Here is a 24,970-nt window from a genome sequence, read left to right as displayed (position 1 = left end):
TTGCACCACCATGTAATTCTTATTTTTTGTACGATATAGAATCGCTCTGTGTATTGTTATTAATGCCCCAATTATGCCTGACGCTTCGTCTTCCCGATAATAAGCGTAATGACGAACGGCACAATTAACGCCACTGCCATGCCAAGGAAGAATGGAACCCACTGCTGTGGGAAGATCGACAGGAAGCCCGGCAATCCACCGACGCCGATGGACACTGCCTTTACCTTAAATGCTGTGATGACGACTGCTCCCAAAGCGGAACCGATCATCGCTGAAATGAATGGATACCGCAGCCGCAGATTCACCCCGAACATCGCCGGCTCGGTAATGCCTAAGTAAGCAGATATTGCTGAGGTCACGGACATTCCTTTCAGCTTCTCATCCTTGGAGACGAACACCATCGCAAGCGCCGCCGAGCCCTGCGCAATGTTGGACAAGGCGAGAATCGGCCACAGGAACGTGCTGCCCGTGCTTGCAATGAGCTGCAGGTCGACAGCCAGAAATGTATGATGCATACCCGTTACGACAAGCAGCGCATACAAGCCGCCGTAAATAAGTCCACCCAACACAGCCGCGTGCTCAAAAATTCCAACGAAGGCCGATGTGATGGCATTGCCGATTGTGAAGGTCAACGGCCCGATCACGATGAAGGACAAAAACCCTGTAAGAAGCAGCGTAGTCGGAGCGACCAACAACAGCTTGAAGCCATCCGGAACGCGCTTGTTTAGAAAGCCCTCGATCTTTGCCAAGCAGAAAGCGGATACAAGTACTGGAAGCACTTGCCCTTGATAACCAATTTTTTCGAATTCAAAACCGAACAAGTTCCAGTGCGGAACCGTACCCTTCGCGATTGCATCTCCATATGCCCAAGCATTCAGCAAATCTGGGTGAATAAGCATCAAGCCAAGCACAATCCCAAGCAGCTCACTGCCGCCGAACTTCTTAACAGCCGACCAGCCGATCAGCCCCGGCAGGAAGACGAAGGCGGTATTGGCGATCAGGTTGATCATCTCCGCGAAGCCCTTCCACTGGGCATATACGTCAATGAAGGCTTGATCCGCGAAGAAAATGCCCTTGCCGGTCAATATATTGTTGATCCCCATCAATAGACCTGCTGTAATAATGGCCGGCAAAATCGGAATGAAGATATCTGCAAGCGCCTTCACAGCACGCTGCAGTGGATTTAGTTTTTTAGCGGCCACATTTTTAATGTCCTGTGTGGAAGCCCGTTCCCCGCCGCTAATTTGAAGCAGCTTCTCGTATACCTTCTGTACGAGTCCTGGGCCGATAATGACTTGGAACTGCCCGTTCGTCGCAAATGATCCTTTGACAAGCTCATTCTTCTCCAATGCTTGCTGATCAACAATACTCTCGTCGTTCAATGCAAAGCGGAGTCGCGTTACGCAATGCGTAACCGCAGAAATATTATCTTTCCCACCAATGGCCTCTAAAATCTGCTCAACCGAACGTTGATCAACTGCCATATCGATGTACCTCCCTAATGGAATCGCTTCCATGTTGTTTGTTGAGACCATTATAACTTGTATAGACAGGTTTGTAAACACTTGTATAGACAAGTTAGCTTGTAATTAGTGGTAAAAAAACAGCGGTCGATCTAGGACTTCTTTTTCTCATCCAAGACTGCCGCTGTTTCTTATAGTTAGGTTACGTCTAATTTAAAATTCTTAAAATCTATCCGTTTTATCATTTGTATCGGAGTTCGATCTCGCTTAGAACCTTGTTAGCGTCTCCGCGCAAAGTCAGTAAATACGAATCGTTCAGGATGATGGCGTGATTCGGTATACTCAAACAACGAACCGTCGTGCATATAAACATAGTTTTTTACCACGACGACGAAGCCATATGATTTCATAATCAAGTGTTCCCGATCCTTTGCCGTTGCAGGCTCCACCTGAATCACGCGCTGGGCAAATCCTATTTTGTGCCCTAATTGCTGCTCGATATAGTCGTATATGGAGCGCTCGGCGATTTCCTTCGTAAGGCCCTCCACCTTTTCCTTCAAAAAATAATTGATATCCAAAATAATGCGCTCTCCGCCGAGCTCGCGCACCCGATGCAGACAATATGCCGTTTCGCCCAATGGCAGCTTAGTCCGCTCATGCAGCTTGTTCGTAATCGTTATTTCCTCAAAATAAGGTACGGTCGTCAAGAATTTCTGCCCGCTGCTTTCGCTTGCTTCCTTGAAGCTGACCAAACCGCCGAACGAGAACGTGATTGCATTATTGTCAAGCACATATACGCCCTTGCCAGGCTGGCGATTGACAAGCCCTTCCTCGACAAGCAGATCGAGCGCATTACGAATTGTTCCCCGGCTCGTGTCATAGATGACGCAAAATTCATGCTCCGAAGGAAGCTTTGTTCCCGATGCATATTCACCCGAAGCAATCTTGCCCTTAATATCTTCATAAATGGTCATGTACAGCTTACTTGTGTTCATAATTAATAGCTAACCCCCAATAATGCTTCCGTGCCTATCCTCCATTGCTTGCCTATATCATATCACGATTGCCGCAGCAGTTGAAAAGAAGGACGCCACCTCCGCACAGGTACCGCTAAACCAACAAAAAAGACACTGCCCGTGCAGCGTCTTTGCAATAAGCCAAATCTATCTCAGATATCACGTTTCCTTTATGGCACGGATATTTTCAAGCTGCATAAGTAATACAGCCTAATAGCTTGACAGCCCTTCTAATCCTACCTTTAACTCAGATAGACTAAATTGTTTAGGCAAATGATCTAATATATTTTGAAGTTTCTTTTTAATGATATTAATCATATTCTTATCAACTGTATTAGAACCGTGCATTTTATTAAACTCCAATATTATATCCGCATTCGAGTTAAGTACTGGCTCTATATTAATATCATGCTTCTCTAAATCACGCTTAATTAATGATAATTGAATTTGCGTATCATATAATCGATTCAGAATATACTTAAGATTGGGATCCTTCCATTCTGTTCTCTCATGTTCATTCCAATTTGCTACCTTATCTACGTTATTCTCATATATAACTTGAATACCATCCCGAGCTCTTTCATATGCTAGGGTTACTTCCCTGTCTATTTTTATATTCTGAAAATAGAGTCCACCTAAAACTACGTTTAAAATCAGAGAAGCTGTGAACAGGAGTTTTTTTAAGATTTTCATGTATCCTCCACAGAAAAAGGAACTGCCCGTATTCATCTAGTTAACCAGAAATGTTAACTTCCTTTCTTTTTAAGCAAACCCACTTTTCTACTTACAATTTTTTATAGCAAATGAAATTATACACTTAATTTTCTAGAATTAAACAGGTGAATTTTGGATGGGCAGGAGATTGCCCCATGAAGATTGCTTCATTTATTTACAATGACATATAGAAAAAGAACAGATTTCTCACGGCCTATCCTTTAAGATATCTATACAATCAACGCACTATCTGATAGAGTCAGTTGTTTTTTGTAAAAAAAACCTGATAAACCAAGGTTCTTGGCTTATCAGGTAATTGATTGTCTCATATATATGCCATCTTAAAATGGGGATTTAATTTAGTATTTTCTGAGGAAGCTTGGGGTCGTATTGAAAATTGACTGATTTATAAACCGGTGGCAACACGCAAAAATTGCCTCTATCGTTTGAGTCGAGTTTGCTAGTACACGCGCCATCAGCCCGGACACCGGAAGCAAGGATAAGCCGATTCGGCAATCCTCATATTTCCCATCGATCTCAAGGTAAAGCCGATCCAAGAAATCCTGATCGACCTGTTCCGAGATCATCATCATCGACCCGAGATGCGAATACCCTTCCATAAATCCAAGGGAAGTCATACGGTGCGCCGCAGGATTCAATTTGATATGGTCATGAACCGCTAATACGCCATCCAAATAAATTTCGTTCATGAATTGCAGCAGGTCATAACTGAATTGCCGCCCATCGGGGGACCATCCGGAGGTGACGATTTCGGAATATAGCAGATTAGCTCCCTTTTCCATCCAAATGACCGTTTTTTGCTTATACCGCGCATGTTCATACCCGATGATCGGATCGGTAATATATTCGAGATAGCTGCCCTTCTTCAACCTGATTTCAACTTCTTGATAGGCGGGTTTCTTCGGCGTTTTATAGATTTTGGTCGCCGCTTGCGTCGTCAAAGTGAGCCGGGCACCTTCCTCCAATGAAACCTGCATCAGATAACGATCCCCGTCCAGATAACCTCCGCCCGGATTCAATATATAGTAACACGCCTGCCCCGAATCATCGTGATAAATTGGCCGCATCACTTTAAACGCGCCGTGGAAATACACGTCTCTGGCGACGGTTTTACCGCTTCTCTCCTCAGCATTTAGCCGAAGAACCCCCGTCCACTCCTCCATTTATTCTAGATCCTTCAAGAACGCATTTCTTTTGATCCAGTGGATGACTTGATCCAATCCTTTGTTATCCTTCAAATTGGTGAACACAAACGGTTTATTCCCACGGAAAACCTTCGTATCCGATTCCATCACTTCCAGGCTTGCCCCGACATAAGGCGCCAGATCGGTTTTGTTGATAATGAACAGATCCGATTTAATCATGCCTTGTCCGCCCTTGCGCGGAATTTTCTCCCCTTGCGCTACGTCGATGATATAAATCGAAAAGTCAACCAGTTCAGGACTGAAAGTGGCCGCGAGATTATCTCCGCCGCTTTCCACAAAAATAAGCTCGACATCCGGATGGCGCCCAATCAGCTCGTCGATGGCCGCAAAATTCATCGAAGCGTCTTCGCGGATGGCTGTGTGCGGGCATCCCCCGGTTTCGACGCCGATAATCCGATCCGCGGGCAGAACGCCGTTTTCCATTAAAAATTTGGCGTCTTCTTTTGTATAAATATCATTTGTAATGACAGCCATGCTGATTTCCCCTTCGAGATGACGGGTTAATTTTTCAACGAGCAGTGTTTTGCCTGCTCCGACCGGCCCACCGATTCCGATTTTAATAGGCCCCATAATTCACACGCTTCCTTCTGTTATGAAATTTTCACTAAGACATGAAAATCCGAATATTGACGCGCTCATGTTTCATTTGCGATAATTCCAGACCGGGTGATACGACGCCAAAATCCTCCTCATCCAATCGGACGATTTGTTCTACCGCTTGAATCAATCCATCCTGACATTGCTGCAGTACCTTCTGTCCTGCCGTTTGACCTAACGGAATTGCGCGCACCGCGTTTTGGACCAAGCTGGCGACGACTGAATATAGATAATATAAAAGGGTGGCCGTTCCGGAAACGCCGAGATGGTGCCCGACCATCGTAAACACGATGGCCGGATGTCCAAAACTCAGCTTAACACGGATGCGCTCCCTATAGATGGAGAAGACAGACGACTCATACAAAGATTGCACGAGGTTTAACATCCGGTCTCCCATCTTTTGCGTACCTTCCCTTGTCTCGCGGGGCAGATTTTGCACAAACAGCATCCGATCCAGTTTCCATATGGTGTCCATATCCCCAGACTGCAGCGCGTTAAAGACAAGGCGGGACGCAAGCCCGTCCGAGTAAACAAGCTGTTCATGAATATAGGTATCGAGCCATTCGGCAAATGTGTCCTGATCCCTAACCCGATCTTCCTGAATATACGTTTCTAGTCCGTAAGAATGGCTGAAAGCTCCGGTAGGAAAGTTGGAATCGCAAAGCTGAAATAGAGCCAGAGCTTGCTTATCCATGACTGTGGCCAATATGACGAAACGCCTGCTTCACTTTCCGGTTTTCCCTTACATAGGGAATATGCAACTGTACCAGTAATTCTTCTACAAGATAGTCGTATTGAACAAGCATTTCGTCTCCTTCGAATTGAGCAGGCAAATGCCGGTTGCCTAATTGATGCGCGATATAGCCCATTTCTTGCAGGCTGCGCGGACGAATTGCAAGTAAATCATCGGAGTGGACATCCACAATAATCATGTTCTTGTCGTCCATGTATAACACGTCGCCGGCCACCAAATCGCGCTGCTCTGAAAGACGAATCCCGATTTCATTCCCATGGTCGGTTGTTGCGCGCTGAATCCGTTTGACGAGATCGCTGCTTTCCAAATATACTTTCTCAATATGTCGGTTCCCGATTTCTTCCTTGTCCATTTGTTCGATATTTGCAATTACCTTTTCGATAATCATCGGCTTCACCTCAAAATAAGAAATAACGCTGTCCCATCGGCACTTTATCTACCGGTTCGCAGGTCATGAGTTCTCCATTGACCCGAACCTCATACGTTTGCGGATCAACCGTGATCTCAGGTGTTTCAAAATTCAACTTCATATCTTTTTTCGTTAATGTCCGGATACCATGCACAGGCAAAACGATTTTTTCGAGCCCTAACTGTTCGTGGACTTTGTTGTCAAAAGCGGACTGCGAAATGAAAGTGATGGAGCTTTGGGAACGCGCCTTCCCGTATTGCCCGTACATTGGACGGTAAATGACCGGCTGCGGCGTTGGAATGGATGCGTTCGCATCCCCCATCAAGCTATGGGCTACCATCCCGTTTTTGATGATCATTTCAGGCTTCACACCGAAAAATGCTGGAGACCAAATGACAAGGTCGGCGACTTTCCCAACTTCAACCGACCCGACATACTCAGAAATCCCGTGCGTAATGGCCGGGTTGATCGTATATTTAGCTACATATCGTTTAGCGCGGTTATTATCTGAAAGCTCACGGTCACCCGGAAGCGAGCCCCGCTGTTTTTTCATTTTGTCGGCAGTCTGCCATGTTCGTAAAATAACTTCACCGATGCGGCCCATCGCCTGCGCGTCTGAACTGATCATACTAAAAACGCCCATATCCTGGAGAATGTCTTCGGCAGCAATCGTTTCGCGTCGGATGCGAGAATCCGCAAAAGCAAGATCCTCTGGTATCGACGGATTCAGGTGGTGGCACACCATCAACATATCCAAATGCTCGTCGATCGTATTAATGGTATACGGCAGCGTCGGATTCGTGGACGAAGGCAGCACATTCATATAACTGGCGGACTTAATCAGGTCAGGAGCATGTCCTCCTCCTGCCCCTTCCGTATGATACATATGGATCACCCTGCCTTTGATTGCCGCCATGGTATTCTCCATGAAGCCGCCTTCATTCAAAGTGTCGGCATGAACCGCAACCTGCACGTCGAACTTGTCGGCTACGCGTAACGCATGATCCAGCGCCGAGGCGGTCGCTCCCCAGTCCTCATGCACCTTCAGCCCAATCGCTCCGGCCCGTACCTGCTCGGCAAGCGGTTCTTCTGCCGCAGCTTGTCCTTTCCCAGTAAACCCGACGTTAATCGGCAGCCCCTCCGCCGCCTGCAACATGCGGTGTATATTCCATTCCCCAGGAGTTACTGTGGTTGCCTTAGAGCCCGCAGCCGGACCTGTTCCGCCGCCAATTAATGTGGTCAGACCTGAAGATAGCGCCGTCTCGACCTGGCCTGGATTAATAAAATGCACATGCGTATCAATGCCGCCGGCGGTGACGATCCTGCCCTCCCCTGCAATAATTTCCGTCGCCGCGCCAATGACGATATCCACATGATCCATGATCAAAGGGTTGCCCGCTTTGCCGATCCCAGCTATCCTGCCGTCACGGATTCCAATATCCGCCTTATATATGCCGGTATAATCCAAAATGATTGCATTCGTAATCACGACATCCGGAATATCGTCGCCGCGAGTCGCAAGCGGATGCTGACCCATACCGTCACGGATTACTTTTCCTCCGCCAAAAACAACCTCATCGCCATAGGAGGCAAAGTCCTTTTCAATCTGGATAAAGATATCCGTGTCCGCCAAGCGAATCGAGTCTCCCGTTGTCGGTCCGTACATTTGTGAATATTGATTTCTGGACATTATAAAACTCATGATTGGCTTCCGCCTCCCACAGATCCATCCGTCTTGTTATTAAATCCATACACGCGGCGCTCCCCTGAGTAATCAATCAGTTCTACTTCTTTTTCATCCCCGGGCTCAAAACGTACCGCGGCGCCTGCAGGAATATTCAGACGCTTCCCAAACCCACTATTACGATCAAAAATGAGAGCTTCATTAACTTCATAGAAATGAAAATGCGACCCGACCTGTACAGGACGGTCGCCGGTATTTTTAACAGTACATCTCAAGACGGTTTTGCCGGCGTTGCATATAATTTCTTCCTTCTGCAAAAAGATTTGTCCAGGTATCATTAGACTCTCTCCCGTCGCAGTTCATTTATCGTATCGGATGGTGTACAGTTACCAATTTCGTGCCGTCTGGAAAGGTGGCTTCAACCTGGATATCGTCGATCATTTCGGGAATCCCGTCCATCACATCGTCGCGGGACAAAATCGCGGCCCCATATTCCATAAGCTCCGCAACTGTTTTCCCGTCCCGTGCCCCTTCAATAACTTCATAAGTAATCAGCGCAACAGATTCAGGATGGTTTAATTTAAGCCCCCTTTCCCGTCTGCGCTTGGCGAGATCCGCCGCAACAACGATGAGAAGTTTATCGATCTCACGGGGTAACAATTGCATCGTATGTGCCTCCTTCGATTTTCGAAACCGGTTTCGCACTGAAGAGAATGAGTCAATCCCTTGGTATACACCTTCCTTCTGATTCAATCCGATTGATTAATCAATCAAAAAAAAAATGAAAGAAAGACCTAAATTTCATAATCACTGTCTGAATATTCAAGCAACAACTTGGTGGTATTTTTTACCTATATAATATAATGAAAAAACAGTAGAAACAAGAAATTTTGCTTCTACTGGCCCTATAATATATCAAAAATTCACAAAAAATATATCAGTTAGCAACCAAATCTATCTCCGCTATAACGATTACGCATAACTCGTAATTGTTAATCCAACACGTCATAATCACAAAAAATATTATCTGGTAATCACAGTAAAACTATTATAAAATGGGTTCATTACATTTTTGCCCAGTTATTATGATTGCTTTTACAAATTGGGGAAAACATGTAAATCTATCATTTTGGAGGTGAGCTTATTCGTTAAAAATGCTAGCATTGTCAGACTAGACTATACTTTTTATACCTAGGGGGAATAATATTTGGCGAACAAAAACAACAAAAAAGTGCTTTCTCTGATCATGTCGATTGCAATGGCAATCAGCCTGATGTCACCAGCGGTGTCCGCCTATGAAGGATCCGCGAACAACTCAACCGAGAAGCTGCTCCACTTGCGATCGGGTACCATCAATCTCCAAAATGAAAATGAACAATACGGACTGCAATTTGATGAAGAAAGCACGCAACGCCAATTGTACGTTGTTCAATTCAACGACGTCATCACAGATTCCTCCAAACAGCTCTTGCAACAGGCAGGAGCGGAACTCGGAGATTATCTCCCTGACTATGCTTATCTCGTACGCATGAACTCGCAACAAGCCGCCATCCTCGCCACAAACGATCAGATTTACAGAATTACCCTCTTTCAGCCAGAGTGGAAGAACGGCAATCTCTCCACATCAGAAGACATTCCAACAAGCAACTATGTCATCTCGGTATTCAGGGGCAGTGAGGCAGAAGTTGCCCGCTCACTTCAGCAGCAAGCCATCCCCGTTACCGATGTACAAGAAGGCTATATTGAAGCTGTAGTAAGCAATGAATCACTCCCGCTTGTTCTTCATCAACCCGATGTCACCTTCGTCGAATCTAAGCCTGCCGATGAGATCTTCAACGACTTCGTTACTAATCAAGTTGGGGCCGCCACGTCGAATGGCGTATGGAGCAATGGATTGACCGGAAAAGGTCAAGTGGTTACCGTGGCCGACAGCGGCTTGGATTCCGGTAATCTAAGCACACTCCATAAGGATTTCGAAGGTCAGCTTCACACAGCGCCGGTTCCTATCGCAAGCGGAACATGGGCAGATACGAACGGACATGGCACGCATGTAGCGGGCACCGTGCTCGGTACAGGAGCAATGTCCAATGGGAAATATAAAGGCGTTGCCTATGGCGCCAAGCTATTCTTCCAAGCGCTCGGCTGCGGCGGCGACTCCATTTGCACAGGCGATGTACGCAATCTGTTCAGCGCCGCAAAGCAGCAGGGTTCAGCCATCCACACCAACTCCTGGGGTTCCCGCTTCAACTACACCTATAGCGCCAATTCTTCACGCGTTGACGAATTTACGTTCAATGACAAGAACTTCACTGTATTATTCGCCGCCGGCAACGACGGCCGGGGCGGCTACAAAACCGTCAATGCACCCGGTAACGCCAAGAATACCATCACTGTCGGCAATCTTCAAAAGTCAAATCCGAATCAAATTGCGGTGGGCTCAAGTAAAGGCTACACCTTGGACGGGCGGGTCAAGCCTGATGTTGTCGTCACAGGCTCCAACATTATATCCGTTCGTTCATCGGCTTCATCCACTCCTGCTAACCCGAATCAATATTACACCACCATGTCAGGCACCTCTATGGCAACTCCGGCAGTCGCGGGATCGGCAGCCATCGTTCGCGAGTTCTATACAGAAAACAAACACATAACCCCTTCCTCCGCGCTTATCAAGGCTACGCTCATTAATGGAGCTGAAGATGTAGGATATGGATGGATGAGCAGAGAGACAGGATGGGGACAGGTTAACCTCGTGAACTCACTCACCCCCACTGAGGGAAGAACCAATGACTTCATCGACAATACTACAGGTTTAAAAACAAACGATTCTATCTCCTACCGTGTCAAGGCTGAAGCTGACAAGCCTCTCAAGATATCTCTTGTCTGGAGCGATTACCAAGGTGCCGTTCAAGCTGGCAAGCAATTAGTTAATGATCTCGATCTTGAAGTAAAAGCACCGACTGGCGAACTCTACAAAGGCAACTGCTTCGTACAAAATACGGCTAGCACAAGTTGTACCAACAACGATGATATCAACAACGTGGAAAATGTATATCTTTCAACTCCAACTACGGGTGAATATACCGTAACCATCAAAGGACACAATGTTCCGCAAGGCCCACAGTCATTTGCATTAGTTGTATCAGGCAATCGTTCCTCTATTCTTGGTCAAGCCCCTGAAAACCCAGAACCGATTGTACTGAAGGCGCCTGAGCAGTTGGCTGTAACGGCAGTCACGTATAATTCGGTGAACCTGAGCTGGAGCGATCCGAACACAGGAATTCAAGGCCTTACGTACGAAATCTATCAACAGCAGCAAAAAATCGGAACCAGCAGTCAAACCAATTACACGGTAAAAGATCTTAGTCCCGGCAATACGTATACCTTTACAGTCAGGATCATCGACGGACAAGGCAATGTCTCCCCCGACAGTCAATCGGTAACAGCTAAACTTCCAAAACCAGAGGGGAATACAGAGCCATGGCAGATAGGCAAACCATACAAGGTAGGCGATCTTGTCTCATATAGCGGTGTAATCTATGCATGTATGCAACCGCATACTTCCTTGGACGGCTGGGAGCCTTCTAATGTAACTGCACTTTGGTCGCCTATACAGGAATAGGGTAGACCCTTCAGACTAACCACCATCATGAAATTTGTTTGACTACTATTGCTTCATCTCGTCACTGCTAACGAAGGAAGTCACCCCATTTCATTACCGAATGCGCAAAAAAGGCTATACCGCGGTTAAACGCGGTATAGCCAATTATTCACTTTTCGTTTGGCCCATAATCGATTCACACACTTTACGTACCATCCATTTTGAAGGCCATCTCCGCCTCTCGGGCACACTTACATACGGATGCGTTTATTATGACCCAAAATGAACGCAGCTCCGCATTTCAAAAAATAGTTCAGCCCAATCGGTCTATCACGGGGAACGAAATGATCTATTTTTTCAATAAGTTTGAAGGTATTACCTCACTGACTTGATCATGGACAACAATTCTTCTACACTGACGCCTTTCTTCAGGCTCAAGGAATACGAAAATCCTTGCGAGTTCCATATTGCCAGTTCATATTTGCCTTGATTGCCTTTGATGGTCGCCTGTTCATTTCCGATTTGAATGATGTTCGCGTCACCATACTCTTCATAGTTGCCGCTATTATCGTTCGTGCCGGGCGAAATCCTAAACGTCAGGCTGTTATTGGCACCGCTATAACGAATTTGAGCCGTCTCTACCCCTATTGAAAAGTAGCTCGTGTCCTCCACTTCAAACGGAATTCCCCCAATATCAGTTACTTCAAACCCGATACCAGCCACAAGTTCCTGCAGCGACGAATACTCCTTAATGCCAGGCGATACTAACACAGGGCCAGGGCCCTGGACGTTGGGGACTGTATCATCCTGATGATAATAATACGTAGTCACTAGGGTACCGGTGAGGAGAACCAGGCAGCAAACAGCCACGCAAGTGACTCTTTTGGTATGATGAAACAATCTCAGAAATCGTTTTTCTTGAGGGGTTAAGTCCGCGCTGCGAATGTTTCGCACGATCCGCTCGTGCATATCAGGAGTGACTGTTACCCTGTTCATGATCTCGTTATATTTATTCGGCAAAGTCATAATCCTCCTTCAAAACGATTTTGAGCTTCTCTCTGGCTCGGTGCAAAAGCGAACGGATCGTCGTTTCTTTTTTGTCTAATATCCGTGCAATCTGCGCGGTCGAATACCCTTCCTGGTAAAACAGATGCAGCACTTCGCGATAGATGACCGTCAGGCTGCTTACTGCCTCCCATACGAACTTCAAATCCTGCTCATCGTCTGAAAGTAGCCCTTCGTCCAGTTCAGCGTCGTCGAGCTTCTCTTTAGACTTGATTTTATTTTTGCTGATGTTGATTGCCACCCGCAGTAGCCACGCTTTTTCATGTGCAGCATTTTCGAAACGAGGGACAGACCGCATGTATTGTAACAATGTATCCTGCAGTACATCTTCGGCATCGGTAAGATTGTGCAAATACGAATACGACAAACGCAAGATGGCCGTTCCGTGTTCCTCAAATAGCCTTTCTGTTTTGTACTGGATACCTTCCTGTTCCTCGGTTGAATCCTTGGCCACGGCATGTGCATATCCACAATTCCATCTTGAGGTCAATTTCCGAATCTGTGTCAGCAGCGTACTGCTCAAAGATAAAATATATCGCATATAGCGATACTTCGGATTGCTGTATACTTGTTCAATGATATCCAATGTTGACCTCCTACCAAGCCTTCCTCCTGATTCGATGATTAGACGAAATCGTCCCCATTCCTAAGAACAGGGACGATCTCCTTTTATTTTTTGCGGAACCCATGTTGTCAAGCAACGGAGCATTAGTTTACTTTTACCGTATAAGTTAACATTTTTGCAGGCTTCTGCTCCTTTTCCCATGGCCGGGAGTAGGTGAATGTCAACGTATACGTACCTGGCTTGGTGGCTTTAAACGCCCATGTTTTTTCATCCCCCGCACCTAATGCGAAAGGTTCGCCCTGATTAGGCTTTCGGCTCTTCTCTGCCACAAGTTTAATTCCGTTTTGATCGGTTACATAGCTCCAGGAGTATCCGGTCGATGTGTTCTCTTCCATGTTTACGCTGAAACATTGCCCCGTTTTCACGCTGTTTACCTTATCCACTCCCAACACAGCCGGAGACTGCTGTTTTTCAGCTATTTTATCCTGTTCGGTCACTTTAATCATGTACACTTTCGTATCCGCAGCCTTCTGCTCCTTTTCCCATGGCCGGGAGTAGGTAAATGTCAACGTATACGTACCCGGCTTGGTGGCCTTAAACGTCCATGTTTTTTCGTTCCCCGCACCTAATGCGAAAGCTTCGCCCTGATTAGGCTTTCGGCTCTTCTCTGCCACAAGTTTAATTCCGTTTTGATCGGTTACATAGCTCCAGGAGTATCCGGTCGTCACATTTTCCTCTAGCGTGATATCGAACGTTTTACCCGCTGCAACATTAATTTCTTTTAGATGATCGTTCTCCTTTTTCGCAGGCTTGATTGCATCCGTGGCCTTGTTGCCGCCTGCCGACTTCACGGAGGTAATGCTGGCATAAGCATTACCCTGAATACTCATGCTGCCAACAGACAAACAAGCTGCTAGGCTTGCAACCGTGATCATAGATTTCGTAATTTTCATTGCACTTTCCTCCCATAATTTTTATTTAAAATGAAAGGGTACAGAAAGAGCCTCATTTACCATTGCAAATATATCAGCATTCCTTCTGTTTTTCGACATTCTATTATGTATACAAATGACGAAACGAAATTGTTGCAAACCCTCAAAAAAAAAAAAAAAAGAAACATGCTTTTATAACCTGCTTTCTCAATCACTTGCCCCCAAACATGATATACATAAATAAAGTTGGATAAATAGAAAAAACCTGATAGACCAAAGGTTTTGGCTTATCAGGTAAATATACATTGTCTCAAACATATACCATCATTTGTCTCTTTTATTGTTGTAATCAGTCCCAATTATAACTGTTACTCGCATCACAGTAATCATGTATCTCTAAATCTTGTACGCTTTCATCGCCTTGCGGATTTCTTTCCACGATGGACGCTTGCCATACATAAGGACGCCTGTGCGGTAAATCTTCGCAGCGAGCCAGCCAAAGAACAGAATGGATACAATCAAAATCGCAATGCTCACCCAGAATTCCCACCATGCTGCACTGTCTGTCCCGATGCGCAGCAGCATCGAGGTCGGTGTGAAGAACGGGATATAGGAACTTACCTTCACCAGTAATGTATTCGGTGTCGAGACGCTAAAGATTGCAATATAGAATGCCGCCATCGTGAGCAGTGAAATCGGCATAGCCGCCTGTGCCAAATCTTCCGTCCGGCTTACGATCGAGCCTACTGCCGCGAATAGTGTTGCATACAGGAAATAGCCAAGTACATAGAGCAGCAATCCGCCGCCTACTACCGTCCAGTCAATCATCGAAATATCAAAGTTGAGATCCTTCAATGGAGCCGCATTGTGAGGCAGCAGGAGGTTAATAACAACCACTGCGAAGAACACAATAATTTGCATCAGTCCGAGTAGGAACATCCCGATAATTTTCCCGAACATTTGCGCCAGCGGAGAGACGCTCGTAATGAGTATTTCCATAATGCGCGAACTCTTCTCTTGTGTAACCTCGGATGCGATCATGTTGCCTGTCATCGTATTTGTCATGAAGAACAGCACAATTAACACCATCACGACAATAATGGAAATTCCTTTTTGCATCGGATTCTCTTCCGTCGCTTTCTCGCCTTCCTTCACGATCTTCTGTGTATCAATCGTAACTGGCTTGCTCAGTTCTGCCTTCTGCTGTTCGGTAAGTGAATCCTTAACGAGCCACTCTGTCTTCACCGCGCTTAAAGCGCCGGTAACTGTCGCTTCATCGCCATGTCCAAGCTCATCCTTGCCGTGGAACACAACCTGCGGAAACGCTTGCTTCTCTACATTGCCCGCTGCATCCTTCTTCGGATCGAACTTCAGATAGCCTTCCAGATCACCGGAGTCCACCTTCTTGCGCAGTTCCTCCTCAGAAGCAGACGGAACAAGCTTCAAGTCGCTGCTGCCGTGCTTCGTCAGTTGCTCCTCGAATGACTTCGCAATTTCCGCATAATCACCGCCCTGTACAAGACCAATCGATGTTGGCTCATTGCTCGAAAATTGAGAGATCAAAAATGGTATGTTAACCCCAACTGTCATAATGAGTGCTAATATAATTGTCGTAATGACGAACGACTTCGTCATCATTTTCGTCTTCAACGTGAATCTGATGACCGTCCCCAAGTTATGCATTAGATTCGCCTCCAACTGCTTTAATGAAGATCTCGTTCAAAGTCGGCTCTTTCAGCTCGAACTGCTGCACCGTCGCTTGCGCCATGGCCAGCTGCAGGATATCCTGCGCGGCGGCTTCATTGGAAATGCGCAGCTTATAGCCGTCTCCGATTTTGGATACGGATTGAACACCTGCAATGCGATCTAAACCATCCACATCTCCACTCGTACGCAAAATGACATGTTCACGCGGATATTGAGATTTCAAATCGCGCAGCGAGCCTTGAACCACTGCATTCCCCTTTTGCAAAATAGTAAGGTTCTGGCACAGCTCCTCTACATGCTCCATCCGGTGCGTAGAGAACAAAATGCTCGTTCCTTGATCGCGCAGCTCCTTAACCGTCTCCTTCAACAGTTCCACGTTAACGGGATCCAACCCGCTGAATGCTTCATCCAAAATAAGCAGCTTCGGCTTATGCACAATGGCGGCAATAAAGCCTATCTTCTGCTGATTCCCCTTAGAAAGCTCCTCGATCTTCTTATTGTAATTCTCCGGTACATTGAAGCGTTCCAGCCAATATTTCAGATTTTTATCCGCTTCCGCACGCTTCATCCCGCGCAGTTGTGCTAAGTACGTTACTTGCTCGCTGATCTTCACCTTCGGGTACATTCCACGTTCCTCTGGCAAATATCCGAGGATGCGAGTCAACCCTTCATGATACGGCTTGCCATGATACGTAATAGAACCGCCATCCGGATAAATAAGACCAAGCACCATCCGCATCGTCGTCGTTTTCCCGGCGCCATTCGCGCCAAGCAATCCGTAGATTTCTCCTTCTTCTACCTTCAAGCTAAGACCGTTCACGGCTGTCTTGTCACCGTACTGCTTCACAACTTGCTGCAACTGTAATGGATTCATTGCGCGTATACGCTCCCCTCAATATGCATCTCAATCATATAAGCTAAAATGTCATCCAGCTCCAAGGCATGCGTCTGAACGACCTCAATTCCCTCATCCTGCAAAAATCGTTCTAAGTGAGTTGCATCATATGCAATTAGCCTTGCTCCAAAGCGCTCTGATACAGCCTTCATCAACCCTGGCGCACCCTCGTAATCTGCTGCCTCACCGTTTACAACGAACAACTTCCAGGCATCGAATAAGGCATCTTTCTCTATAAATTGAAGGATCTTGCCCTTATGCACGATCAGAATATAATCCGCTAATCGCTTCACCTCATCTACGATGTGCGTGGCGATAAGAATAGTGCGCTTCCCATCCTGCAAAAACTTATGCAAATCGTCGATCATCATGCGCCAAGACAGTGGATCGAACCCAGAAGACGGTTCATCAAGCAATAGCAGCTCCGGCTGTGGACACATGGCGACGATCAAGTCCAGCTTGCGCCGCATGCCCTTCGACATCTTGCCCAGCCTCTGCTTCGGTGACAGCTCATACTTCGCCATTAGCTGGTGATAAAGCTGCCAATCCCATAGCGGATACCATTGCGAGATAAAGGATACAAGCTGCTCCGGTGTTAAATCATCGTACTCTGAATCGGAACTTTCACCTACATAGCCAATACGCGCCTTCACAATTGGGCTTAGCTCCGGCACTGTTTTCTGCTGCATGACATCTACCGTTCCTTCATCAGGTTGAACAAGCCCCATGCTCATTCCGAGTATCGTCGTCTTGCCAGATCCATTCGTGCCGACAATAGCAGTGACACAGCCCTGCGGAATGCTTAGATTTAGTGGGCCGATATGGAAGTTATCGCGCTTCTTAACTACCTGCCTCATCTGTATCACATCTTGGTTGTCCAACGCTTCTCCCTCCTTGTCCCATATTAGCTTCCGCTACGCTTGCGCTCGATGATTTCACGGAGCATCATCATCAGTTCCTCTGTCGATACATCCACATGCATCGCAGCCTCGACAGCCTGTTCAAGCGCACGCTCAATCGCTTCCTTCCGATACCTGTCACGCTCTGCCGCTTGAACCGGTGTTACAAATGTCCCTGTGCCCTGCTTCGTTCGCAGCAGCCCTTCATTCTCCAAGTCTTGATATACCCTTCTTACTGTAATAACACTGCATTGGAGCTGATTGGCAAACTCGCGTATGGACGGAAGCAGCATTCCCTCTTCTACCTGCCCGCTCAGGATAAGTGCGCGAAGCTGGTGCTTAATCTGGGCATACAGCGGCTCAGAGCTGTTCTCATTAATTTGAATAGGGATAAACACCGCTCCTCATCACCTCCTGATTTATTGCTGTTCTCCTTTATATCCAATCTCGCTTCAAAACGATTTTGCGCAATCGGTTCATTCCGATTACATTCGAATTGACAATGACGACTATAGACAATACGATACTGATCCAAGGATGCGATTCTGCTACGCCTACTGCACTCTGCAAGATGCTTTCATTGGCTGCCCCTGCCAGAACGGACACAACCGTTATAATACCTAGTAGAATAAATGAGTATCTCATATATAATCGCCCGCTCAGGCTCACCTCAAGCGAGATATACACCCAGCTAATAGTTATAGCGAACGCTATCAGCATAAGTACATAGGAGATGCTGCTGATCCAGCCCAGGCTTCTGATTTTCTCACTAAGCATGTATTGCCCCACTAACATGACGCTCATATTGATGAACAAAGCCACGAGCATCTGCATTGTACGTGAAAGCACTACGGTCTTCACATCGATTGGGAGTATGCGCAGCTTCCGTATCCACTTCGTATACGAGTCATCCTTCATATAACGCATCGATCTTCGGGTGAAAAAGAAGCCAAAATTCGGGATCGTTACAAGAAACACAAAATCCGTCATCCCTTTAAGCGCTTTCGATGCAGGCTCAACGCCATTCAGAAGCGCTTTCAGCATCAGACCGCTCATTACGGCCATATAAGCACTGAACACGATCGTCATGAATATTCCCCACTTGAATCGGATCAGATCGTTCCTTACAATTTTCCACGCATCTCGATAATGCCCACGCATCCCAATATCCCCCCTCGAGCTCTATTTACAGCCCTTCCCCACTTTAAACAGGAGATGTGCTTATCTAATGATCACTGTGCTTACTGTGTATATCTTTATACACAGTATAGTGAGTAATTCCTCCATTTGTCAATCCATCATTAGGGAAATCTCAACACTCCTCCTCGTCGCCTTCAAATTATACCGTTCACGATCTGTTCTCCTTTGATGTCTTTTATCACGTAAAAAAAGCCCGTTCACGAGCACAAGGTGCACATAGAACGAGCTTTTATCACACAACAGCCTAGAGCCTATGTAAAGTAAATGATCCATGAAAAGCAGCTTGGCTCCCTTCATGGATCGGATTCAGATCGATTACAGACCAAAAATTGCGTCTAGTACCGGCTTCGTATGGCCGCCTGGGTACAAGATATACAGTAAGATATATACAGTAGCCCCTGTAATAGCGGTAATGAACCAAATTACAGAGGTGAACTTGCCCAGCTTGCGATGCTTCGCATAACGCCCTTTATAGCCCGTATACAATGTCGTCAAGCCGAACACAGCCGCTACAGCCGCGAGCACGATATGGAACAACAGGAAGACTAGGTAATATACCTTGAGATCATCCGGGCCGCCCCATGCGGTATTGCCTACAAAAATCGTGCGGGACATATAGATAATGAAAAAGATTAACGCAGCTACAGCTGCCGCGAACATCGTTTTCTTGTGCTGTTCCCGCTTGCCCTTAATAATTTGAGCCCAACCGATAGCGACAAGAATAGCACTGACGACGATGAAAGTCGTACTGATAGTTGGCATAATAAAGTACAGATCCACGAATGAAACGCCCTCCTCATTTGCATCGGCAATGAAGCAGTCCAATTTGATCTGCTTCTGCTTACGCTACCCATTATAGAGCATTTTTACGAATTCAACTGCCCTTCTACTGCGGTGTCCACAAAATCGTCATCATCTCTGCTCTCACGTCTGAACCAATGAACGAACACATAGAAGAGGATGCAGCCGTACATCGTTTCTTGAATCAGCTTCATTAAGATCCCGCCGAGCTGTTGATCCTCAATTGGCTTGAACCAATTAAAAAAGTCGGGGCCATCAAATGCGGCAAGCATTTTTACCGGATCACCGGATATACAATACCCCATCGCTTGTACCCAGGCTTCCTTGTCCACATAGGTGGCATAAAGAGGCTCGCTCGCAAATATGATTAACGCACACGCAGGGGTAATTAAAACACCATTCAAAAAGACATAGCCCATCTTTTTCACATCTGATAATGAGTTCCACTCCGGTACCGGAACAACGATCGGCCACCACATAAGCATCGAAGCAATAAACAATACAATATAGTAAAGGATATGCTCCGTGTAATGAGTCATGACGTAATCATGTACAGCTGGCACATGATAGAAAGAGAACAAGGTATTGAATAAGACAGCGCTGAGAATAGGATTCGTAAATAGCTTCAAGCGCCTCAGCGGCTTGCGATCCAATACATAACGCCATAACCAGGACGGAACAGCTAATAACAGAAGCGGCGGCACAATAATATACGACAATGCCATCATCGCCATATGGAAGGTGAACATCATATGACTCATCATGTTAATAGGCCCGCCTTGGGCCATATAGAGTAAGCCTGTCCCAATCACGAACATCAGCTTCTTCGAAGCTGGCACCGGTTCAGATGAAGGGAACCGATCCCGAAATGGCCCCGTCAGTCCGAAGTACAACACATTGATTAGTACCGTCGCTGTTAGGAACAACGGACTCCAAACATCATAGAAACTGAAGTATTCTGTCAATCCAAACATCTATGTTCAGCCCTCCTCTTCCTGCAATCCCCTGAGACGCCACTATTTCGCCACATTTATCCCTATTACGGAAAAAGAGGCGACGCTCCTTCGCGTCCCCTCTTCTCTCCTATCCGACTTACCACCATACCCAATATACGGCCATAACAATGGCTGTAAAGGCTATGATGGCTCCGAGTATCATAAACATGATCGGAATCATATGTCCTTTATCTTTCATGTGCATCCAATATCCCATCTGAATGACGACCTGCAAGACCGCCATAACAAGAAGGAGGATAACTGTGAACGTTGGGTTCACTTCACCCGCTGCACCTACAGTAGCAAAAGCAATCAGGGTGAGCACAATAGAGAATATGAAGGCAATAATATGCTTCTGCTTGCCTTCGTGCTTATGCCGACGCTTCGAGTTGTCTGATGTTACTTGGTGTGTTGTCACTTGGTTAACCCACCTTTCCCATGAGGTATACAACCGTGAAGATGAATACCCATACAACGTCGATAAAGTGCCAGTACAGCGCGGAAACGTAAATCTTCGGTGCTGTCACCAGATTTAAGCCTTTTTTCATCGTTTGCAAAATAACGAGTGTAATCCATACGACACCAAAGGCAACGTGCGCGCCGTGGAATCCGACGAGTGTATAGAAGGATGAACTGAAGGCACTCGTTGTAAACGTATGCCCTTCATGAACATATTCAACGAACTCGTAAATCTCCAAGCATAAGAATCCCAATCCCAACGCGACAGTAACAGCGAGCCAGCTGAGCATTGATTTTATTTCTTTGCGATGCATCGCTTGAATCGCGAATACGCTCGTTAGGGAACTCGTCAACAAGATCAGTGTAGCAGCTGCTATCATCGGAAGCTTGAACAGCTCGGAAGCGGCAGGGCCATCACCAATTTGATTGCGCAGTGCAAGGAATGTGGCGAACAGTGTACCGAACAATACAGCCTCTCCACCGAGGAACAACCAGAAGCCAACGACCTTGTTGCGGCCTTCTAGGGTTGCCTTCTCCGGCTCATGAGGCCATTGCCCTTCTGCGTGATGTGCTGGTGCACTCATGCTTTAACCCCCTTCTGCTCCAGCTCCTCAGGTTCGATATGGTAACCGTGATCGTCCTTGATCGAACGCAGGAACATGCAACCGAATGTAATCAGCAAGCCGAAGCCTGCAACGATATGATTATGGAACAGACCGTTCAACAATGCGTTGTTAAACTCATCCTTCGCGAACATGAAACCAAAACCTGCAACGAATAAGCCTACTGACATCATGAATGGAAGAATGGATGGCGAAGGCATGTGGATAGAACCGATCGGTTCTGCAGCTTGCATCTCCGTGTTGCCTTCCATCTTTTCTTTCCACCAAGCATCGTAACCGCGAACAAGCGGAGTTTGCTTGAAGTTGTACTCTGGAGGTGGAGAAGGAATTGTCCATTCAAGCGTACGTCCATCTTCCCAAGGATCGTTGCCCAGATTTTTTGGCTTTCTTGACGTAATTGCGATGTTGTACAAGAACATAAGAACGCCGATACCCATCATAATTGCACCTATTGTACTTACCAGGTTCATTAGATCGAACCCCTGATTCGGCAAATACGTAAACACCCGACGCTGCATGCCAATCAAACCGAGGAAATGCTGTACGAAGAATGTTAACTGGAAACCAACCCAGAACATCCAGAACGTAGCCTTGCCCAATCCTTCATGCAGCATGCGCCCGAACATCTTTGGCCACCAAAAATGGAGACCAGCGAACAAGCCAAGCACCAAGCCGCCTACGATAACGTAGTGGAAATGCGCTACAACGAAGTACGTATCATGGAACTGGAAGTCAGCAGGCGCGGAGGCCAGCATGACGCCCGTAACCCCACCCATAACGAATGTTGGGATGAAGCCTACTGCATACAGATTGGCTGCGGTGAATTTAATCGAACCGCCCCACATCGTGAACAGCCAGTTGAATATTTTAATACCGGTTGGTACGGCGATAAGCATCGTTGCAATCGAGAACAGCGCATTCGCTACTGGCCCAAGGCCAACTGCAAACATATGGTGCGCCCATACCATGAAGCCCAAGAATCCGATCAAGATCGTAGCGAATACCATGGAGCTGTATCCGAATAGCCGCTTACGAGAGAACGTACTAATAACATCGGAAATAATACCAAATGCCGGCAAAATCAAAATGTAAACTTCAGGGTGACCGAAAATCCAGAAGATGTGCTGCCAGAGCACCACGCTTCCCCCATTCGGTACATAGAAAAAGTTCCCGCCGAACAAGCGGTCGAACATCAGCAAAATCAAACCTACCGTTACAGCAGGGAATGCAAACAGAATCAGTGCGGACGTAATGAAAGACGCCCACGTAAACATCGGCATGCGCATGAAGGACATTCCCGGCGCGCGCATATTAATAATCGTCGCCAAGAAGTTAATCCCCCCGATGAGTGTACCGAGACCTGATATCTGCAAGCCAATCGTGTAGAAATCGACGCCATGCGTTGGACTGTAATCTGTATTAGATAACGGTACATAAGATGTCCAGCCTGCATCAGGAACGCCGCCCATCAGCCAGCTCAGGTTCAGCAGCAGGCCGCCGAAAAAGAATGTCCAGAAGCCTAATGCGTTCAAGAATGGAAACGCAACGTCGCGAGCCCCAATTTGTAAAGGAATAATTGCATTCATTAAAGCAAAAATAATCGGCATAACACCAAGGAAAATCATCGTAGTACCGTGCATCGTAATCAATTCGTTGAATGCTTTTGCACTGACAAAATCATTCATTGGCTTAATTAATTGTATCCGGATCAAGATGGCTTCAATACCGCCAATACCGAAAAAAAGCGCTCCGGCAAGAAGGTACAGAATGCCGATCTTCTTATGGTCGACCGTCGTCAGCCAATCCATCAGGCCGCGATGTCGCTTCACCGTGTGAGCCAAGGTCGTTACCTCCCCTAGAAGATGCTAAAATCTACTGCTTATTGATTGCTTTCAAGGAATCAAGCTTGTATTCTGCCAAGTATTTCACGATGCCATTGAGCTCTTGCTCGGACAACTTATCTTTGAATGCTGGCATCTTATTGCCTGGCTTCACTTTCTCAGGATCCTGAATCCATTGGCGAAGATGCTCTTCAACCTTCTTCTGATCCAGTGTCTCATCAGCAGTTTCCCGGTTCAGCATTATACCAGCAACTGCTTCACGGCTACCAAACCCCTTCAAGTTCGGTCCCATGGACGGCTTATTATCGATAGCATGGCAGGACAAGCAATTTTGCTTGAAGCTTTCTGCAACTTGTGCGTCACCTTCGAACGGTTTTGGTTCAGCCTTCATTTCATTAACCCAAGCCGTGAACGTGTCTTCGCTGACCGCCTTCACTTTAAATTCCATAAATGCGTGGGAGTATCCGCATAATTCGGCACACTTCCCGCGATACACGCCCTCTACGTACGTCTCTATGTACATCTTGTTGACGTTACCGGTAGGGTTCGTATCCATCTTGCCCGCAATGGATGGAAGCCAGAAGGAGTGAAGAACATCAGCTGTCTTCAGCTCTAGCGCAATTTTCTTTCCATTCGGAACAATCATGTCCTGAGCTGTTGTAATTTCGTACTCAGGATATTCGAATTCCCACCAGTACTGGTGCCCTATTACCTTAACCTTAATTGCATCCTTGTCTTGGCTGTAATCCTCAGCGAAAGCAAATACATACTTCACTGTCGGAACTGCCAAAATAATGAGGAGGATGATCGGAATGACCGTCCAAATCACTTCAAGCTTGTGGTTCCCTTCGACTTGCTTCGGAATTTCGTTCTGTCCCGGTCGTCTGCGATAGCGAAGGACGACATAAATGGAAATACCGAATACGACAATAACAACTAGCGTCATAATCGTAATCGCCAACTGCATTAATCCGAACTGCTTGTCTGCAATGGGCCCCTGCGGATTAAGAGCCGATATATCAGCACGACCGCAAGCACTCAGGAGCAAGACGAGTCCGGCAAACAGTGGAAGTAGTCGCTTCACTGCGTGCCACCGATTCATCATTGATCAACCCCACTTTGTACGTTTTCGCTGATTACCCCATCACATGCTGTGTCGAAATCTAATATGCAGGTTTGCCTTTGGCCCAGAAGTGATTCAAGCTGCCGTTCATCCAATTGAGCCAATATTAACCATTCGATCATCGCGCAACTCGCCCATTACGCAATGAAGGCGCATGCATATTCGATTCGAACCGGTAATATTTCTCCATCAGAAGCCATTCTTCAAAACGAAGGCCTTTAGGCAAAACCCGGTTTTGAACACGGATGTCGTAATCCTGTCAATTACTACAATCACTTACCTAAATATAATTTCCATATATTTATTTGTCAATGTTTCCCGGTCAGTTCACAAAGTGTTCAAAGACTGCGAAAAACGGCTTTATATCAGTATTTGTAAACGGTTTCAACAAGTGAGATGAGTCT

25 protein-coding genes are annotated in these 24,970 nt (G+C 46.5%); 1 reads left to right on the top strand and 24 read right to left on the bottom strand.

Annotation, left to right across the window (positions count from 1 at the left end):
- Window positions 1–71 precede the first annotated feature (71 nt).
- The 10 genes from treP to NO352_RS23905 form a co-directional block, all read right to left on the bottom strand.
- Entirely contained in the window at window positions 72–1,484 is a 1,413-nt protein-coding gene (gene treP / locus NO352_RS23950) for a PTS system trehalose-specific EIIBC component (RefSeq protein ID WP_268598873.1), read from the bottom strand.
- Between the two features lie 257 nt (window positions 1,485–1,741).
- Window positions 1,742–2,458 carry a trehalose operon repressor gene (gene treR / locus NO352_RS23945; protein WP_005543424.1) on the bottom strand — a complete coding sequence of 239 codons (717 nt, stop codon included), beginning with the start codon at window positions 2,456–2,458 and terminating at the stop codon, window positions 1,742–1,744.
- A 231-nt stretch (window positions 2,459–2,689) separates the two neighbouring features.
- Window positions 2,690–3,172 (bottom strand): hypothetical protein, encoded by a 483-nt coding sequence (locus tag NO352_RS23940; protein ID WP_197267444.1) that lies wholly within the window; start codon window positions 3,170–3,172, stop codon window positions 2,690–2,692.
- Between the two features lie 380 nt (window positions 3,173–3,552).
- Window positions 3,553–4,377 carry an urease accessory protein UreD gene (locus NO352_RS23935; RefSeq protein ID WP_289356934.1) on the bottom strand — a complete coding sequence of 275 codons (825 nt, stop codon included), beginning with the start codon at window positions 4,375–4,377 and terminating at the stop codon, window positions 3,553–3,555.
- Window positions 4,378–4,989, bottom strand: coding sequence for an urease accessory protein UreG (ureG, locus tag NO352_RS23930; RefSeq protein WP_289356933.1), 612 nt, complete (start codon window positions 4,987–4,989; stop codon window positions 4,378–4,380).
- A gap of 34 nt (window positions 4,990–5,023) precedes the next feature.
- Window positions 5,024–5,710 carry an urease accessory protein UreF gene (locus NO352_RS23925; RefSeq protein ID WP_262866462.1) on the bottom strand — a complete coding sequence of 229 codons (687 nt, stop codon included), beginning with the start codon at window positions 5,708–5,710 and terminating at the stop codon, window positions 5,024–5,026.
- A complete protein-coding gene (gene ureE, locus NO352_RS23920) occupies window positions 5,703–6,158 on the bottom strand; it encodes an urease accessory protein UreE (protein ID WP_005543433.1) in 456 nt (151 codons plus the stop codon). The genes NO352_RS23925 and ureE overlap by 8 nt, the downstream gene beginning before the upstream one ends.
- A 10-nt stretch (window positions 6,159–6,168) precedes the next feature.
- Window positions 6,169–7,881: an urease subunit alpha gene (ureC, locus tag NO352_RS23915; RefSeq protein WP_005543434.1), complete on the bottom strand. Its 1,713-nt coding sequence runs from the start codon at window positions 7,879–7,881 to the stop codon at window positions 6,169–6,171.
- Window positions 7,878–8,201 (bottom strand): urease subunit beta, encoded by a 324-nt coding sequence (locus tag NO352_RS23910; protein WP_005543436.1) that lies wholly within the window; start codon window positions 8,199–8,201, stop codon window positions 7,878–7,880. Before NO352_RS23910 ends, ureC begins: the two co-directional genes overlap by 4 nt.
- Before the next feature lie 25 nt (window positions 8,202–8,226).
- On the bottom strand, window positions 8,227–8,529 hold the full coding sequence (locus tag NO352_RS23905) for an urease subunit gamma (RefSeq protein WP_005543438.1): 303 nt from the start codon (window positions 8,527–8,529) through the stop codon (window positions 8,227–8,229).
- 541 nt (window positions 8,530–9,070) lie between these two features.
- Between NO352_RS23905 and NO352_RS23900 the strand changes: the two genes are divergently transcribed.
- A complete protein-coding gene (locus tag NO352_RS23900) occupies window positions 9,071–11,482 on the top strand; it encodes a S8 family serine peptidase (RefSeq protein WP_005543440.1) in 2,412 nt (803 codons plus the stop codon).
- Between the two features lie 354 nt (window positions 11,483–11,836).
- On the opposite strand, the gene NO352_RS23895 is transcribed toward NO352_RS23900, so the two are convergent.
- From NO352_RS23895 to coxB, 14 genes are all read right to left on the bottom strand, one after another.
- Window positions 11,837–12,232 carry a DUF4367 domain-containing protein gene (locus NO352_RS23895; RefSeq protein WP_289356932.1) on the bottom strand — a complete coding sequence of 132 codons (396 nt, stop codon included), beginning with the start codon at window positions 12,230–12,232 and terminating at the stop codon, window positions 11,837–11,839.
- Window positions 12,233–12,470: 238 nt separating this feature from the next.
- A complete protein-coding gene (locus NO352_RS23890) occupies window positions 12,471–13,112 on the bottom strand; it encodes an RNA polymerase sigma factor (protein WP_262866382.1) in 642 nt (213 codons plus the stop codon).
- A 122-nt stretch (window positions 13,113–13,234) separates the two neighbouring features.
- On the bottom strand, window positions 13,235–14,044 hold the full coding sequence (locus NO352_RS23885) for a protease inhibitor I42 family protein (RefSeq protein ID WP_005543445.1): 810 nt from the start codon (window positions 14,042–14,044) through the stop codon (window positions 13,235–13,237).
- A 375-nt stretch (window positions 14,045–14,419) separates the two neighbouring features.
- The gene (locus NO352_RS23880; RefSeq protein WP_268620898.1) at window positions 14,420–15,706 is read right to left on the bottom strand and encodes an ABC transporter permease; all 1,287 of its coding nucleotides are present in this window, start codon (window positions 15,704–15,706) and stop codon (window positions 14,420–14,422) included.
- A complete protein-coding gene (locus NO352_RS23875) occupies window positions 15,699–16,604 on the bottom strand; it encodes an ABC transporter ATP-binding protein (RefSeq protein ID WP_005543448.1) in 906 nt (301 codons plus the stop codon). Before NO352_RS23875 ends, NO352_RS23880 begins: the two co-directional genes overlap by 8 nt.
- Window positions 16,601–17,506 carry an ABC transporter ATP-binding protein gene (locus tag NO352_RS23870; RefSeq protein WP_005543450.1) on the bottom strand — a complete coding sequence of 302 codons (906 nt, stop codon included), beginning with the start codon at window positions 17,504–17,506 and terminating at the stop codon, window positions 16,601–16,603. Before NO352_RS23870 ends, NO352_RS23875 begins: the two co-directional genes overlap by 4 nt.
- 23 nt (window positions 17,507–17,529) lie before the next feature.
- On the bottom strand, window positions 17,530–17,922 hold the full coding sequence (locus NO352_RS23865) for a GntR family transcriptional regulator (RefSeq protein ID WP_005543452.1): 393 nt from the start codon (window positions 17,920–17,922) through the stop codon (window positions 17,530–17,532).
- Window positions 17,923–17,959: 37 nt separating this feature from the next.
- Entirely contained in the window at window positions 17,960–18,685 is a 726-nt protein-coding gene (locus NO352_RS23860; RefSeq protein WP_005543454.1) for a hypothetical protein, read from the bottom strand.
- A 354-nt stretch (window positions 18,686–19,039) separates the two neighbouring features.
- A complete protein-coding gene (locus NO352_RS23855) occupies window positions 19,040–19,504 on the bottom strand; it encodes a DUF420 domain-containing protein (protein ID WP_005543456.1) in 465 nt (154 codons plus the stop codon).
- An 86-nt stretch (window positions 19,505–19,590) separates the two neighbouring features.
- Window positions 19,591–20,499, bottom strand: coding sequence for a cytochrome c oxidase assembly factor CtaG (gene ctaG / locus NO352_RS23850; protein ID WP_005543458.1), 909 nt, complete (start codon window positions 20,497–20,499; stop codon window positions 19,591–19,593).
- Window positions 20,500–20,617: 118 nt separating this feature from the next.
- Entirely contained in the window at window positions 20,618–20,938 is a 321-nt protein-coding gene (locus NO352_RS23845; RefSeq protein ID WP_005543459.1) for a cytochrome C oxidase subunit IV family protein, read from the bottom strand.
- 4 nt (window positions 20,939–20,942) lie between these two features.
- Complete coding sequence (locus tag NO352_RS23840) at window positions 20,943–21,563, bottom strand: cytochrome (ubi)quinol oxidase subunit III (protein ID WP_005543460.1); 621 nt, start codon at window positions 21,561–21,563, stop codon at window positions 20,943–20,945.
- The gene (gene ctaD, locus NO352_RS23835) at window positions 21,560–23,410 is read right to left on the bottom strand and encodes a cytochrome c oxidase subunit I (protein ID WP_051135070.1); all 1,851 of its coding nucleotides are present in this window, start codon (window positions 23,408–23,410) and stop codon (window positions 21,560–21,562) included. The genes NO352_RS23840 and ctaD overlap by 4 nt, the downstream gene beginning before the upstream one ends.
- A gap of 64 nt (window positions 23,411–23,474) precedes the next feature.
- On the bottom strand, window positions 23,475–24,548 hold the full coding sequence (gene coxB / locus NO352_RS23830; RefSeq protein ID WP_040734902.1) for a cytochrome c oxidase subunit II: 1,074 nt from the start codon (window positions 24,546–24,548) through the stop codon (window positions 23,475–23,477).
- Window positions 24,549–24,970 lie beyond the last annotated feature (422 nt).

The organism is Paenibacillus sp. S-12 (genome assembly GCF_030363895.1).
In the GTDB taxonomy this organism is placed as follows: domain Bacteria; phylum Bacillota; class Bacilli; order Paenibacillales; family Paenibacillaceae; genus Paenibacillus_B; species Paenibacillus_B alvei.
Note: the sequence above shows the minus strand (reverse complement) of the source record. Positions and strands in the feature narration are given on the sequence as shown.